Origin of the sequence: Giesbergeria sp., assembly GCF_028686475.1 — a bacterium.
Lineage (GTDB): Bacteria > Pseudomonadota > Gammaproteobacteria > Burkholderiales > Burkholderiaceae_C > Simplicispira.
Map to the genome: position 1 here is coordinate 18755 of NZ_JAQUCA010000028.1, position 14606 is coordinate 33360.

The 14606-nt window shown below is 58.7% G+C and carries 12 protein-coding genes and 2 pseudogenes; 10 read left to right on the forward strand and 4 right to left on the reverse strand.

The features are described 5' to 3' along the window. Both dapF and PHX60_RS14220 read left to right on the forward strand, forming a co-directional pair. Positions 1-870 (forward strand): diaminopimelate epimerase, encoded by an 870-nt coding sequence (gene dapF / locus PHX60_RS14215; RefSeq protein WP_300079046.1) that lies wholly within the window; start codon positions 1-3, stop codon positions 868-870. Next, complete coding sequence (locus PHX60_RS14220; protein WP_300079048.1) at positions 867-1565, forward strand: DUF484 family protein; 699 nt, start codon at positions 867-869, stop codon at positions 1563-1565. The genes dapF and PHX60_RS14220 overlap by 4 nt, the downstream gene beginning before the upstream one ends. Positions 1566-1574: 9 nt before the next feature. Here the strand turns inward: PHX60_RS14220 and PHX60_RS14225 are convergent, their stop codons facing one another. Genes PHX60_RS14225 through PHX60_RS14235 form a run of 3 tightly spaced genes read right to left on the reverse strand, consistent with a single transcriptional unit; the run spans position 1575 to position 4485 of the window. Next, entirely contained in the window at positions 1575-3317 is a 1743-nt protein-coding gene (locus PHX60_RS14225; protein ID WP_300079073.1) for an ATP-binding protein, read from the reverse strand. Between the two features lie 26 nt (positions 3318-3343). Further along, positions 3344-4111 carry an HD domain-containing phosphohydrolase gene (locus PHX60_RS14230; protein ID WP_300079050.1) on the reverse strand — a complete coding sequence of 256 codons (768 nt, stop codon included), beginning with the start codon at positions 4109-4111 and terminating at the stop codon, positions 3344-3346. Positions 4112-4116: 5 nt separating this feature from the next. Continuing rightward, positions 4117-4485, reverse strand: a complete 369-nt coding sequence (locus tag PHX60_RS14235; RefSeq protein WP_300079053.1) for a response regulator — start codon at positions 4483-4485, stop codon at positions 4117-4119. Positions 4486-4580: 95 nt separating this feature from the next. Between PHX60_RS14235 and PHX60_RS14240 the strand changes: the two are divergent. From PHX60_RS14240 to accD, 8 genes and pseudogenes are all read left to right on the forward strand, one after another. Next, positions 4581-5245, forward strand: a pseudogene (locus PHX60_RS14240) (response regulator). A gap of 273 nt (positions 5246-5518) precedes the next feature. Next, positions 5519-6631, forward strand: a complete 1113-nt coding sequence (asd, locus tag PHX60_RS14245; RefSeq protein ID WP_300079056.1) for an aspartate-semialdehyde dehydrogenase — start codon at positions 5519-5521, stop codon at positions 6629-6631. Positions 6632-6925: 294 nt separating this feature from the next. Continuing rightward, on the forward strand, positions 6926-9718 hold the full coding sequence (locus tag PHX60_RS14250; protein WP_366144394.1) for a FimV/HubP family polar landmark protein: 2793 nt from the start codon (positions 6926-6928) through the stop codon (positions 9716-9718). Between the two features lie 13 nt (positions 9719-9731). Beyond that, positions 9732-10550 carry a tRNA pseudouridine(38-40) synthase TruA gene (gene truA, locus PHX60_RS14255; RefSeq protein WP_300079061.1) on the forward strand — a complete coding sequence of 273 codons (819 nt, stop codon included), beginning with the start codon at positions 9732-9734 and terminating at the stop codon, positions 10548-10550. Positions 10551-10564: 14 nt separating this feature from the next. Next, entirely contained in the window at positions 10565-11314 is a 750-nt protein-coding gene (locus PHX60_RS14260; RefSeq protein ID WP_300079064.1) for a phosphoribosylanthranilate isomerase, read from the forward strand. Then, positions 11292-12566 carry a tryptophan synthase subunit beta gene (trpB, locus tag PHX60_RS14265; protein ID WP_300079066.1) on the forward strand — a complete coding sequence of 425 codons (1275 nt, stop codon included), beginning with the start codon at positions 11292-11294 and terminating at the stop codon, positions 12564-12566. The genes PHX60_RS14260 and trpB overlap by 23 nt, the downstream gene beginning before the upstream one ends. Further along, positions 12563-13372, forward strand: coding sequence for a tryptophan synthase subunit alpha (trpA, locus tag PHX60_RS14270; protein WP_300079069.1), 810 nt, complete (start codon positions 12563-12565; stop codon positions 13370-13372). Before trpB ends, trpA begins: the two co-directional genes overlap by 4 nt. 17 nt (positions 13373-13389) lie before the next feature. Next, positions 13390-14262 carry an acetyl-CoA carboxylase, carboxyltransferase subunit beta gene (gene accD / locus PHX60_RS14275; protein WP_300079071.1) on the forward strand — a complete coding sequence of 291 codons (873 nt, stop codon included), beginning with the start codon at positions 13390-13392 and terminating at the stop codon, positions 14260-14262. An 87-nt stretch (positions 14263-14349) separates the two neighbouring features. Here the strand turns inward: accD and PHX60_RS14280 are convergent. Next, a pseudogene (locus PHX60_RS14280) lies at positions 14350-14478 on the reverse strand (benzoate/H(+) symporter BenE family transporter); the annotation flags it as partial. Positions 14479-14606: the final 128 nt, after the last annotated feature.

Genomic DNA, 14606 nt, shown 5'->3' on the forward strand with positions numbered 1-14606 from the left:
ATGCAGATTCGATTTACCAAAATGCAAGGTGCAGGCAATGATTTTGTCGTGCTGGATGAAACCCAAGGCCGTTGGGGCCTGACACCCGCCCACTACCGGCTACTGGCCGACCGCCACTTTGGCATTGGGGCCGACCAAATCCTCACGGTACGGCCATCGCCGGGGCCGGGCATTGATTTTGAATACCTCATTCACAATGCCGATGGTGGCGAGGTAGAACAATGCGGCAATGGCGCGCGCTGCTTTGCCCGCTATGTGCATGAGCAAGGCTTGACCCATAAAGAGCGCATCCGCGTGCAAACCCGCGCTGGCATCATCGCGCCACGCCTCAACGCGGATGGTCGAGTGACGGTAGATATGGGCTACCCGGTGCTAGAGCCAGCCTTGGTGCCGTTTGATGCCAACGGCTTGCAAGCCACGCCACAAGGCCAAGGGCAACGCTGGCCGCTGGCGCTGGACAATGGCGTGCAAGTGGCCGTTACGGTGGTGTCGATGGGCAATCCCCATGCGGTGCAATTGGTAGAGGATATCAATACCGCCCCGGTAGCGCACACTGGCCCCTTGATAGAACAACACCCGCGTTTTCCGCAGCGCGTCAATGCGGGTTATATGCAGATAGTGGCGCGCAACCACATCCGTCTGCGCGTTTATGAGCGTGGCGCGGGCGAAACCCTGGCCTGCGGCACCGGGGCCTGTGCGGCCGTGGTGGCGGGTATCCAGCTGGGGCTGCTCGATAGTGCTGTGGAGGTAGATACCCGTGGCGGGCGTTTAAGCATTGCCTGGAGCGGCCAGCCCGCCGATGCCGTCTTTATGACCGGCCCTGCCACAACCGTTTTCCAAGGCCAGATAGAACTCCCAGACACTTTATGACCGCCCACGACCCTTCCGCCTTCATCGCCCCGATTACCGAAGAGGATATTGCCGACTACCTGTTGCAAACGCCAGGTTTTTTTGAGCGCCACGCCGAGCTGCTGACCAATGTGCAAATTATCAGCCCGCACGGTCACCGCGCTGTGAGTTTGCAAGAGCGCCAATCTGAGCGCCTGCGCGCCAAAATTACCGATTTAGAGCAGCGCATTTTAGAGATGGTCCACAACGGCCAGCAAAACATGTTGATTGACGAACGCCTGCACCAATGGGCCTGTGATTTGCAGCGCATTAGCCATCCCATGTCTTTGCCCGAAGCGGTAGTGCAAGGCATTCGGCGCCAGTTTGAAGTGCCCCAAGCCGCCATGCGACTCTGGAGTGTGGCTCCCCCCTATGCCAACGCCCCGTTTGCCCAAGGGGCCAGCAACGATGTGCGCGCTTTTGCCAGCTCTCTGACCATGCCGTTTTGCGGCCCCAACTTGGGTTTTGAACCGCTGGGCTGGCTGCGCGATGGCGATATGGTGCAATCGCTGGCGCTGCTGCCTTTGCGCGATGGCCCAATGGAGCGCGCTACCCCGGCCTTTGGCCTGCTGGTATTGGCCTCGGATGACCCGCACCGCTTTGAAGCCACGATGGGCACCGATTTTTTAACCCGTATTGCCGAAACCGCCAGCGCGGCCTTGTCACGTTTACGTTGATGTTTACGTTTACGCTGGTGCCTGCCACACCAAAGGCAAAGACAGCGTAAAACACGCACCAGAACCCAGCGTCGATTGCAGCGTCAGGGTACCGCCCAACAATTGCGCCAAGCCGCGCGATAGGCCCAAGCCCAAACCCGTGCCGCCATGATCGTAGCTGACGCGCTCGTTGCCTTGGCGAAAGCGTTCAAAAATGCGCTCGTGCAACTCGGGGGCAATGCCGGGGCCAGTATCGGTGACGTGCAGCAACAAGTGCTGACCGCTGCCATCGAGTTCTAGCCACAGCTCCACTTGGCCTTGTTCGGTAAATTTGATGGCATTCGACAGCAAATTGTTCAAAATCTGCTTCAGCTTAAGCTGGTCTGTCACGAGGCGTTCAGGTACTTCGGGGGCGATAGAGGTGGTCAATTGCAATGACTTGGACGAAGCGCTGATTTGAAACAGTGCCGTCACTTCATGCACCACCTCGTGCAGCAACACCGGCTCAGGATGCGTGGGCATGGCCTTGGCTTCAATGCGTGCCAAGTCCAAAATTTCGGTCAGTAGGCTGTTCAGGTGCGTGGCAGCATGGCTAATCAGCTCGGCTTGCTCTACCGTGGCCCGATCTTGGTTACGCATGGCAATGAGTTCTGAAAAGCCCTTGATGCTGGTCAGGGGTGTGCGTAATTCGTGCGACATAGCGGCCAAAAATTCGCTTTTGGCTTGGCTGGCCTGTTGGGCCAAAGCCTCGCTGGCCACCAAGGCTTGGTGGCTTTGCGCCAATTGGCGCACGCTGTTGCGAAACAAGGCCACAAAAGCCAGTACGCACAAGCTGGCCAAGATGGACATCAGCAGCAGCAAATTGCGGTTAGCCCGCCATTGGGTAAATGCTTGCTCTACGCTGGTGCCACTTAGCACCGTTAAGGGGTAATTGCCGACGCGGCTGTAGCCCACAATGCGCTCGACACCATCGCCACCTTGAACGACCAGCATCCCATCCATGTTTTCTAGTATCGCCAAGGCCAGTGCGGCTGATAACCGTTCACCCACGCCAGAACTCATGCCGTCAACCACACGCACCCGCACAATTTCGTCTAGCCCCGCCAGCGCCAACCCGGCCCCTGGGCTGAGTTGCACATTGCTGTACACATTGGATAAATGGATAGGATTGAGCGAGGCCACCACCACCCCTACGGTGCGTCCATCCAGCCCGACCACCTTGCGTGAGAGTTGAATCGTCCATTGCCCAGACACCCGCCCTTGCAATGGCCTGCTAATAAACAAACCATCCCACAGCTCGCGCGAAGTGGGGTCGGTATCACGCTCTTGCAAATGCACCCGGATATGCTCGCGGTCTTTGAGGCTGATGTTGCCGCTGCGCTTGCCATCGGGGTCTAGGTTGCTGCCTTGGAAATAGCCTTGGGCATCCACAAAGCCCAATTGCGTCATGATTTCTGGTACCAAGCCGGTTTCATTGGCAATTTGCAAATAATCTTGGGGTTTGGGCTTTTGTTCTGCGGCCACGGTTTGCAGGCGCAGCACCGCTTGGTCCATCGTTTCTAACACGCGCAAGGTATGCTCTTTCAGGGCGCGCGCCATGTTGATGTTTTGGCGCAGTTCAGCCTCTAGGGTGGACTGCCACTGCCAATACAACATGGTAAGCACGGTACCCCAGGCCACGACCAGCACCAGCACACTAAAACCATAGACGATGGCCACGTGTTGGCGCGGGCGATGCAGCTCCTTGAGCGCGGTAGAAGCTGGAGTATTCATCAAGGTGCGCGCTGCCAAAAAGTGGCTTAGCTGCCTAGCGATTTATCGTTGACCAAATCCGCAAACGTCATGCGCTTGGTGCTTACTTGCTGGCGCAAGGCCAGCAAGGCAGGGTGGTTGTCGATAAAACAATCCACGATGTCTGGATCAAACGCATGGCCGCGCTCATCACGCACCATCGCCAAGGCTTTTTCTTCGCTGAAGGCTTTGCGATAGACCCGGTCCATCGTCAGGGCATCGTAAAAATCGGCAACGGTGACAATGCGCCCCGACAGCGGGATGTCTTCGCCCGCCAAGCCCGAGGGGTAGCCTTGGCCATCCCAGCGCTCGTGGTGTGACAGGGCTATTTCGGAGGCCATTTGGAACAGCGCAATGCGCGATTTTCCCAAAATATCCGCCCCAATCGCCGGGTGCTGGTTCATGATTTGGCGCTCGGCAGGGTCGAGTTTGCCGGGTTTTTTGAGCACATTATCGGGGATACCAATTTTGCCGATGTCGTGCATGGGGGCGGCTTTGCGTAGCAGCGTGGCATAGGCGCGCGATTGCCCCAAATACAAAGCCAAAGCCTCGGCCAAAAAGCCAATGCGTATGATATGCACACCGGTATCGTCGTCTTTGTATTCTGCCGCCAACGCCAAGTGAAACAGCGCCTCGTGGTGGGCGCGCGCTACCTCTTGCAGGGCCTCGTTGCGCTCGTAGTACATGCGCCCCAGATCGGAAATGATTTTTTCCATCTGGTCTGCGGCGGCTGCATCAAACTGGGTAGCCTCTGCGGGACGCGCGGCTTTGGGCATCGGAATCAGCTTTCTAATTGATTGATAGTTTCGATCAATTTGAGCGGGCTAAAAGGTTTGAGCAGATAGGTATCGGCCCCAGCGGCCAAACCGGCCTCAATATCTTGGCTTTGACCACGGGCTGTGAGCAAAATAACATGCGGATGGTTTAAGTCAGGGTCATTTTTAACCAAACGGCACAGGCCCAAACCATCCATCGTGCCGGGCATCATGACATCAAGCAACAGCAAATCGGGACGCTGTTGGCGCGCTTGCAATAAACCCTCGTCTGCATTGGCGGCTTCGTGAATTTCATGGTCTTCAAACTCTAAAGTCATGCGGATCAGCCGCCGGATATCGGCATGGTCTTCGACAATCAATATGCGTTTGCCCATGATGTGGTTTTTCTGCAAGAAGCGACAGTAGTTAAGGGTGATTTTATCATATTTGTCATAAAACGACAAAAATGATAAAAATGATAGAATTTCGTATGCTGAACGCAGAGCAAATAACCTTGTTACCCGACCATTGCAGCACCCGAGACGTAGCGCGGGCGCTGGGTTTGGCGGTGCGCTCGGTGCGCTCGGTGCGCTCGGTGCAGCTGATGGTAGATCGGGGCGAGTTGCTGGCTTGGAAAACCCCCGGTGGCCATCGGCGCATTGCACGGGCATCGGTGCAACAGTGGTTAGCGCGCAGCCAAGCTGACCATGCTGCGCCCACAGTGGTGCCCAAGGCAGCCGCAGCAGTCAGTGTACCGGTGGCCCGTGGTTTGCGGGTGTTGCTGATTGAGGATTCACGGCATATCCAAAATTTGGTTCGGTGCTTATTGCAGCACTATTTTCCTCAAATAGAGCTGTACGTGGCGGATGATGCCATTGTGGGCTTGGTCATGGCAGGGCAATTGCAGCCCCAAGTGCTGCTGGTCGATATTGTGTGTTACCGGGGATAGATGGCAGCACCTTGGTGCGGCGCTGGCAGGCGCAGCCGCCCTTGATAGGCAGCCAGTTGGTGGTTCTGACGGGCTTAGATGCCGAGCAACGCGCTGCCCATGCCTTGGCTTTGGCCGGGGTGCCCGTGGTATATAAGCCACAATTGGTGCAACAACTGCCCACGGTGTTGGTGGCTTGTTTGCAAGCTGCTGGCGCTGCTGGGTAATCAGGGCAAATTCGGGGGGCCGTAAGAATCAATGGCCCCATCGTTCAATCCCTTCCGCGCTACAATCTAAAACCATGCTTGTTGCCGCCCGCCAGTTTCTGCTAAACCATCCCTCCGCTACCCCTGCGGGTGGGGCTGTGCGCGCAACCATAAGCAAAACCACAACGATTAAGGGCTGATTAAGCTCTGGCATCGTCGTGCGCCCTTCCTGGCCAGACGAGCCGGGCAAAACAGCCTAATCTGGCACTGTTTTTATCAAAAAGGGCGTTAAAAATGAGCAAAAAATTAGTAGGTTTGGTCGGCTGGCGCGGTATGGTCGGCTCGGTGTTGATGGACCGTATGCAGGCCGAGGGCGACTTTGACCTGATTGATTCCATCTTCTTCTCTACCTCCAACGCCGGTGGCAAGGCCCCCGCGCAAGCACAGGCACACAACACGCTGCAAGATGCCAACGACATCACCGCGCTGGCCCAGTGTGACATCATCATCACCTGCCAAGGCGGCGATTACACCAAAGAGGTGTTCCCTAAGCTGCGCGCTTCGGGCTGGCAAGGCCACTGGATTGATGCCGCCTCGTCGCTGCGGATGGAGCAAGATGCCGTCATCGTGCTGGACCCGGTCAACGACAACGTGATTCAAAAAGCGCTGGCCGCCGGTGGCAAGAACTGGATTGGTGGCAATTGCACCAACTCTATCTTGCTGATGGGCTTGGGTGGGCTGTTCAAGGCCGATTTGGTCGAGTGGGTCAGCTCCATGACCTACCAAGCCGCATCGGGTGGCGGGGCCAACCACATGCGCGAGTTGCTCAAGGGCATGGGCGTAGTCCATGCGGCGGTGGCCGATGAGTTGGCCACTCCCGCTTCGGCCATTTTGGACATTGACCGCAAAGTGGCCAAGACCATCCGCGAAGACGTGCCGACTGAGTTCTTTGGTGCCCCGCTGGCTGGTGGTCTGATTCCGTGGATTGATGTGCAACTGCCCAATGGCCAATCGAAAGAAGAATGGAAGGGCCAAGCCGAGGTCAACAAGATTTTGGGCACCGAAGCCACCATCCCAGTCGATGGCCTGTGCGTGCGCATCGGTGCCATGCGCTGCCATAGCTTGGCCCTGACGCTCAAGCTCAAAAAAGACCTGCCCTTGGCAGAGATTGAAGCCCTCATCCAAGGCGGCAACCCTTGGGTGAAGTGGGTGCCGAACGACCGCGCCATCACGGTGCAAGAACTCACCCCGGCTTCTATCACTGGCGGCCTGCAAGTGGGCGTGGGCCGGGTGCGTAAGCTCAACATGGGGCCAGAGTACCTGTCGGCCTTTGTGATTGGGGACCAATTGCTCTGGGGTGCGGCCGAACCGCTGCGCCGCATGTTGCGTATTTTGTTGGCTGCTTAATCAGCCGATAACGCCCAGCAACCGGGTGTTGTGCTTAGAAACACCCGGTTACCTCTCGTTGTCAGAAGACAACACACCAAGGAACGGTAAGCTGTAATTGTGCAAGCAGTAGCCGGGCAAGGCCTTGCTTGCCTTGTCAGGCCAGGGCATTGCTGCTATGGTGTTTTGCTACTTCTCCAAGCCGGAGCAAGCGCCGGGTTTCTTCTCTACAGGCCGCTTGACCGGGCCTTTTTTTTCTTATCTTTGATAGCAACCATGCATCGTTGGAAATACTCTGCGCTGGCAGGAGCGGTCGTGGCGACCCTTGGCCTGTACGCCGCTGACGCTTCGGCACTGGCCCTAGGACAAATCACGGTGCAGTCTGCTCTGGGTGAGCCTTTGCGCGCCGAGATCGAACTGCCCCAAATCAGTGCCGCCGAGGCTGATACCTTGCGCGTCAGCCCTGCTGCCCCGGAAATTTTCCGCAGCCAAGGAATGGAATACTCCTCCGTGATTCCACAAATGCGCGTGCGGCTAGACCGGCGTGCCAATGGCCGCATGGTGTTGCAAATCGCCAGCGACCGGCCTGTGAATGACCCATTTCTTGACTTGGTGATTGATGCCTCATGGGGTACCGGGCGCATCACGCGCAGTTACACCATGCTGTTTGACCCACCCGCCCTGCGTCGGCCCCCGGTGGCTTTGGCAGCGGCCCCGCAAATTACCCCAACGCCTCTGCCAACACCGGCACCGATTCCAACACCGGTAGAGGTGGTAGAGCCGCAGCGCCCCACAGAAGCGCCAGCCCCAGCAGCCGAAACCCAGAAACCAGCCCCCACGCCTGCACCAGCACCAGCAGCCACGCGGGCTATCCCAGCAGAGCCGCCTCCTGCCCCGGAGCCTGCACCAGCACCCGTACCCGTACCAGCCCCAGACAATGCACAAAGCGTACAAGTGCGCTTGGGCGATACCGCTGGCCGCATTGCCGAAAGCCGCCGTGCTGCGGGTGTATCGCTAGACCAAATGCTGGTCGCCTTGCTACGTGCCAACCCCGAAGCCTTTGCCGCTGGCAACGTACACCGCTTGAAAGCCGGTGCAGTGCTAGAAGTGCCCAACGCCGAGCAAGCCCAGTCCGTGCCGGTGGCCCAAGCGCGCCAAATCATGGCGGCACAAAGCCGAGACTTCAATGAATTCCGCCGCCGTTTGGCAGCCACCGCCCCGGCGGTGCAAATTGAGGCCGCCGACCGTTCGGCCAAAGGCACGGTACAAACGCGCGTCGAAGACAAACGCCCCACCAGTGCCGCCCCCGATAAGCTCACCTTGTCCAAGGGAGCCATGACCGGGCAAAAAGCCACGCCCGAAGAACAACTGGCGCAAAGCAAACAAAAGAACGAAGCCAACACCCGCGCCCAAGAACTGGCGAAGAACATTGAAGACCTCAATAAGCTCAATGCCAGCGTAACCGCCCCCGTGTTGGCCCCCAAGCCAGCACCCGCCCCAGAACCAGCACCCACGCCAGCGCCAGCGCCAGCACCGGCCCCCACGCCAGCTCCAGAGCCTGCACCAGCACCCGCTCCGGCTCCAGAAGTCGCCTCTACCGATGCTCCTGCGGTTGCACCCGCCCCTGCACCGGTGTTGGCGACAGAGCCAGCGCCAGCCCCAGCAGAGCCTGTATCTGCTCCAGCACCGGCCCCAGCGCCTGCGCCCACACCGGCCCCAGCGCCCGAAGAACCCAGCTTCGTCAGTGGCCTGCTAGAAGACCCGATACTGCCCTTAGCTGGCGGCGGCTTGCTTGCGCTGCTGGCTGGTTATGGGGGTTATCTGGCCTACCTGCGGCGCAAGAAGGCCAAAGAATCGGTGGATAGCTCGTTCAGTGAAAGCCGCTTGCCGTCCGATTCTGTGTTTAACACCAGCGGCGGCCAGCAAGTCGATACCAGCAATGCGGCTGAATCCACCACTGGTTCCTCTTCCATGTCGTATGGTTCCAGCCAATTGGACCCGGGCGGTGATGTAGACCCCGTGGCCGAGGCCGATGTCTATCTGGCCTATGGCCGTGACTTGCAAGCTGAAGAAATCCTCAAAGAAGCCCTGCGCCATACCCCCGAGCGTGTCGCCATCCACACCAAATTGGGCGAAATCTACGCCAAGCGCCAAGACCGCAAGGGCTTGGAAGCGGTGGCCGCTGATGTTTACAAACTCACCCAAGGCCAAGGCCCCGACTGGAACCGTATCGTCGATTTGGGCCGTGAAGTCGATCCTAGCAATCCCATGTACCAGCCCGGTGGCCCGACCCGCCCTGCCGGTCTAAGCGCCGGTGCCGCTGGGGCTGTTGGGGCCGCTGCGGCAGCTGCCGCCAGCACCGGCTTTGCCAGCACCCAAGGTGACCTCAACACCGGTGCCGGACAGTTGCCGCCCGAGTTGGATTTTGACCTCGATTTAGAGCTGCACGATACCCCGGCCGAAGATGCCGCTGCCGACCCCGGTGGTTTTGCGGCCGCCATTGCCTCGGCCACCGAGATGCCCGAGCTGGCCATGCCGGTACTCGATACCGGCCCCATTTCGCCACCACCGCCTGCACCTACCCCAGCCCCAGAGCAAACGCCCGAGCCTGCCCCCGACATGAGCCTGTCTTGGGACGTGCCCGATTTACCAGTGGTGCAGCCTCCCCAGCCCGCCGCCGCCGCACCAGCCGCCGGTTTGCCGTCCATTGATGCGCCCGCTACGCCGGTAATGGCCGATTTGGAGTTCTCGCTGGACATGCCCTCGGAGCAAGCCAGCGCAGAACCCAGCGCGGCCCCTTTGCCCGAGTTGGAAGTCACTACCGCCCCAGCTACTGATTCGCAGCTGATGGACTTCGACTTTGGCGCGCTGTCCATCGACCCACCGGCCGCTGCACCCGCAGTCAACGAGGCGGTGGCCGCGCTAGAGCAAGATGGCCCGTTTGAAGGTCAGTCCGAAGACCCACTCGAAACCAAACTGGCTTTGGCGCAAGAGTTCAACGCCATTGGTGACAGCGATGGCGCACGCACCCTGATTGAAGAGGTCATCGCCGAATCTTCGGGTGCCCTCAAAGCCAAGGCGCAAGCCATGTTGTCGGAGCTGGCCTGAGTTGGTAGCCGGTATGCGTGTCGCCTTGGGGGTGAGCTACAACGGCCAAGCCTACCAAGGCTGGCAAAGCCAACCCTCGGGCCAAACCGTACAAGACCGGCTAGAAGCGGCCCTGAGCCGCTTTGCCACCCAACCCGTGCATACTTTGTGTGCCGGTCGCACCGATGCGGGCGTGCATGGGCTGATGCAGGTGGTGCATTTCGATGCCCCAGTGCAGCGGTCTATGGCCTCTTGGGTGCGCGGTAGCAATGCCTTTTTGCCGCCCGATATTGCAGTGCAATGGGCGCAGGCCGTGCCCGATGGCTTCCATGCACGCGCCAGTGCCACAGCGCGGCGCTACGCTTATGTGCTGTTGCAATCGCCGGTGCGTCCCAGTGTAGAGGCCGGGCGCGTGGGCTGGGTTTTTCAGGCGCTGGATGGCGAGGCCATGCGCGCAGCCGCCGCCCAACTGCTGGGGGAACACGATTTCACCTCGTTTCGGGCGGCAGCTTGTCAGGCTTTGTCGCCCATTAAAACCATGCAGCGCATCGACATCACCCAACGCGCGATGCAGGCAGGCCAAACGGGCATGGCGATTCCAGTCTGCTATTGGCGTTTTGAGTTCGAGGCCAACGCTTTTTTGCACCACATGATTCGCAACATCATGGGTTGCTTGGTGGCCGTGGGGCGTGGTAGCCGCTCAGCCAGTTGGATGGGCGAGGTGCTGCAAGCGCGCTCACGCCAAGTAGCCGCCCCTACCTTTGCACCCGATGGTTTGTATTTTTTGGGGCCAGTGTATGACCCGGCTTGGGGCTTGCCCGAGCGCACCCCGGCTTTTGATTGGCTCCCCTGATTTGGAGCGCTTGCATGAGTTTGTCTTCCTCTTTGCGCGGGCTACACCGCACCCGCATCAAAATTTGTGGCCTAACACGCGAGTCAGATGTCGATGCCGCCGTGGCGGCGGGCGTGGATGCCATCGGCTTTGTGCTGTATGCGCCCAGCCCACGCGCCGTGAGCGTGCAACGCGCGGCTGAACTGGCCCGGCGCTTGCCTGCCTTTGTCACGCCCGTGCTGTTGTTCGTCAATGAGTCCGCCGCGCAGGTACAAGCGGCTTGCGCCCACATCGGCAACGCCTTGTGCCAATTTCATGGCGATGAATCCTTGGCGGATTGCTTGGCGGCCACCAACCACGGGGCGCGTCCGTTTGTGCGCGCCGCCAGAATACCCTTAGGCGCAGGGGCGGCACAGTTTGACCTCGTAAAATACGCCGCTTCCTATTCTCCAGCGCAGGCCATTTTGCTCGATGCCCATGTAGAGGGCTACGGCGGTGGCGGCCAGGCATTCCATTGGTCACTCCTTCCTCCAAGCGTCAACGCTCACCTCGTCTTGTCTGGTGGGCTTACACCTGCAAACGTGGGCGATGGCATCCTGCAAGTGCGCCCGCGTTGCAAAACGCTGGCGGTTGATGTCAGCTCCGGCGTTGAACAAGATGGCCCCGATGGCAAACCCCTGCGCGGCCTAAAAGACGCTGAAAAAATCCATCGCTTTGTGGCTGCCGTGCGTGCAGCCGATGCCCAACTTGCAAATACCTCTCATGGCTTCCTACCAATACCCTGATGCTTCTGGCCACTTTGGCCGTTACGGCGGCAGTTTTGCCAGCGAAACCCTGACCTTTGCGCTACAAGAACTGCGCGAGGCTTACGCCCGCTACCAACACGACCCCCAATTTGTGGCCGAATTCAATTATGAGTTGGCCCACTTTGTCGGGCGGCCCTCACCGGTGTACCACGCCGCGCGCACCAGCCGCGAAATGGGTGGCGCGCAAATTTTCCTCAAGCGTGAAGACTTGAACCACACCGGCGCGCACAAAATCAACAACGTGATTGGCCAAGCCATGCTGGCCAAGCGCATGGGCAAGCCGCGCATCATTGCTGAGACCGGCGCTGGCCAACATGGTGTTGCCACGGCCACCATCTGCGCCCGCTATGGCCTAGAGTGCATCATCTACATGGGGGCCGAGGATGTTAAACGCCAAAGCCCCAATGTGTTCCGCATGAAGCTGCTGGGTGCAACGGTAGTGCCAGTAGAGTCGGGCAGTAAAACCCTGAAAGATGCGCTCAACGAAGCCATGCGCGACTGGGTGGCCAATGTGGACAACACCTTCTACATCATTGGCACCGTGGCCGGGCCACATCCCTACCCGATGATGGTGCGCGACTTCCAAAGCGTGATTGGCACCGAATGCCTGACGCAAATGCCCGCCATGCTGGCCGAGCAAAAAATGGCCAATCAGCAGCCCGATGTGGTGGTGGCCTGTGTGGGCGGTGGCAGCAATGCAATGGGCATCTTCTACCCCTATATCCCTTACGAAAAAACACGCCTGATTGGTGTAGAAGCCGCCGGTGAGGGGCTGGATACGGCCAAGCATTCGGCCTCGCTGCAAAAAGGCAGCTCTGGCGTGCTGCACGGCAACCGTACCTTCATTTTGCAAGACAATAACGGCCAAATTATGGAAACGCACAGCATCAGCGCTGGCTTGGATTACCCCGGTGTGGGGCCAGAACATGCGTGGCTGCAAGAGCTGGGCCGGGCCGAGTATGTGGGCATCACCGACAAAGAGGCGCTGGCCGCCTTCCATTACCTGTGCCGCACCGAAGGCATTATTCCGGCCTTAGAGTCTAGCCATGCCTTTGCCTACGCCATGAAGCTGGCCAAAACCATGCGCCCCGACCAATCTATTTTGGTCAACCTGTCGGGCCGGGGCGATAAAGACATCGGCACGGTGGCCGATTTGTCGGGAGAAGATTTTTACGACCGCCCCTCCATGCGCGGCCTGAGCGTCAAGGGCGGAGAAAGCAACAAGCCATGAGCCGTATCCAAACCACGTTTGAACAATTGCAAGCCAAGGGCCGTAAAGCCCTGATTCCCTACGTTACCGCAGGTTTTCCGTTTGCCGATATTACCCCGGCGCTGATGCACGCGATGGTCGATTCTGGGGCCGACATCATCGAGTTAGGCGTTCCCTTCTCTGACCCGATGGCCGATGGCCCGGTGATTCAAAAAGCGGGCGAAAAAGCCCTGTCACTCGGCATCGGCATGGTGCAGGTATTGGGCCATGTGCGCGAGTTTCGCAAGCGCAACCGCACCACGCCGGTGGTGTTGATGGGCTACGCCAACCCGGTAGAGCGCTATGACCAGCTGCACGGCGAAGGCGCTTTTGTGCGCGATGCGGCGGCGGCAGGTGTGGATGGTGTCCTCATCGTTGATTACCCGCCCGAAGAGTGCGAAGAGTTTGCCGCGCAACTGCGTGCCAATGGCATGGATTTGATTTTCTTGCTGGCCCCCACCTCTACCCCCGAGCGCATGGCCCAAGTGGCGCGCGTGGCCAGCGGTTATGTGTATTACGTCTCGCTCAAGGGCGTGACGGGTTCGGCGGCACTGGATACTTCGGCAGTAGAAGAAATGCTGCCGCGCATTCGCGAGCATGTCAAAATTCCGGTGGGCGTGGGCTTTGGCATTCGTGATGCGGCCAGCGCCCAAGCCGTGGGCCGGGTGGCCGATGCGGTGGTGATTGGTACGCGCATCATCCAATTGCTAGAAAACCAACCCTACGAAAAAGTGGTGCCCCTCATCATTGACTTTATGCGTGGTATTCGCAAAGCCCTTGACGCTTAAACCCCAGGAAGCAATCCATGTCTTGGCTAGAAAAACTCCTGCCCTCGCGCATCCAGCCTACCAACCCGACCGAGCGCCGCCAAATGCCCGAAGGGCTGTGGATTAAGTGCCCCAGCTGCGATGCGGTGTTGTACAAAACCGATTTAGAGCATAACCAATGCGTTTGCCCGCAGTGCAAGCACCACCATCGCATTGGTGCGCGCGCCCGACTGGATGCCTTTTTGGACCCCGAAGGCCGCTATGAAATCGGCCAAGAAGTCATCCCAGTGGATGCACTCAAGTTCAAAGACAGCCGCAAATACCCCGAACGCCTGAAAGAAGCCCTAGAAAGCACTGGCGAAACCGATGCCTTGGTGGTGTTTGGTGGTGCGGTGCAAAGCATTAACGTGGTAGTGGCCTGCTTTGAATTTGAGTTCATGGGGGGCAGCATGGGCAGCGTGGTGGGCGAGCGCTTTGTGCGTGGCGTTGAAACCGCGATTGAGCAAAAAGTGCCGTTTATCTGCTTTACCGCTACCGGCGGCGCCCGGATGCAAGAGGGCTTGCTGTCGCTGATGCAAATGGCTAAAACCAATGCAGCCCTGACCCGCTTGGCGAAAAAAGGCTTGCCCTATATCAGCGTCCTCACCGACCCCACCATGGGGGGCGTGAGTGCTGGCTTTGCCTTTGTGGGTGATTTGGTGATTGCCGAACCCAAAGCACTGATTGGTTTTGCTGGCCCGCGTGTGATCGAGTCCACCGTGCGCGTGACGCTGCCCGAAGGATTTCAGCGAGCCGAGTTTTTGCTAGAAAAAGGCGCGGTTGATTTGATTTGCGACCGCCGCGACTTGCGCGCCACCATTGCCAACAGTTTGGCGATGTTGCAACGCTTGCCCGCCGATGCCGTGGCCTAACACCGAGGCCACAGTACGGCTCTAGCGCCAGCCCCAACCCCAAAAACCCCGCCTGCTGCGCCACGAAGCGCGTGCCAGCGGTTGCTTTTAGCGGTTGGGGGCTTGTCGCCACGGCTTGTGCAGCAGCACATAGGCCAAACCACCAATCACCACCCCCCAAAAGGCCGAACCCAAACCCCAGAGCGTCATGCCCGAGGCCGTGGCTAAAAAAGTGATGGGTGGTGGTAAAATTTCAAATGTTTTCAATTTTTTTGTTTTTAAAATTATTAACTTCTAAATAAAAGATTTAAATTATACTTTCGTATAAAAAGATGAGTGACAAGGTTGTGAAATTCATCGGATTT

Excerpts from the sequence above, each read along its gene's own strand:
- PHX60_RS14220 (WP_300079048.1), top strand. The coding sequence starts at position 867 with ATGACCGCCCACGACCCTTCCGCCTTCATCGCCCCGATTACCGAAGAG.
- accD (WP_300079071.1), top strand. The coding sequence starts at position 13,390 with ATGTCTTGGCTAGAAAAACTCCTGCCCTCGCGCATCCAGCCTACCAAC.
- PHX60_RS14225 (WP_300079073.1), bottom strand. The coding sequence starts at position 3,317 with ATGAATACTCCAGCTTCTACCGCGCTCAAGGAGCTGCATCGCCCGCGC.
- PHX60_RS14230 (WP_300079050.1), bottom strand. The coding sequence starts at position 4,111 with ATGCCCAAAGCCGCGCGTCCCGCAGAGGCTACCCAGTTTGATGCAGCC.
- PHX60_RS14235 (WP_300079053.1), bottom strand. The coding sequence starts at position 4,485 with ATGGGCAAACGCATATTGATTGTCGAAGACCATGCCGATATCCGGCGG.
- truA (WP_300079061.1), top strand. The coding sequence starts at position 9,732 with ATGCGTGTCGCCTTGGGGGTGAGCTACAACGGCCAAGCCTACCAAGGC.
- dapF (WP_300079046.1), top strand. The coding sequence starts at position 1 with ATGCAGATTCGATTTACCAAAATGCAAGGTGCAGGCAATGATTTTGTC.
- trpA (WP_300079069.1), top strand. The coding sequence starts at position 12,563 with ATGAGCCGTATCCAAACCACGTTTGAACAATTGCAAGCCAAGGGCCGT.
- trpB (WP_300079066.1), top strand. The coding sequence starts at position 11,292 with ATGGCTTCCTACCAATACCCTGATGCTTCTGGCCACTTTGGCCGTTAC.
- asd (WP_300079056.1), top strand. The coding sequence starts at position 5,519 with ATGAGCAAAAAATTAGTAGGTTTGGTCGGCTGGCGCGGTATGGTCGGC.
- PHX60_RS14260 (WP_300079064.1), top strand. The coding sequence starts at position 10,565 with ATGAGTTTGTCTTCCTCTTTGCGCGGGCTACACCGCACCCGCATCAAA.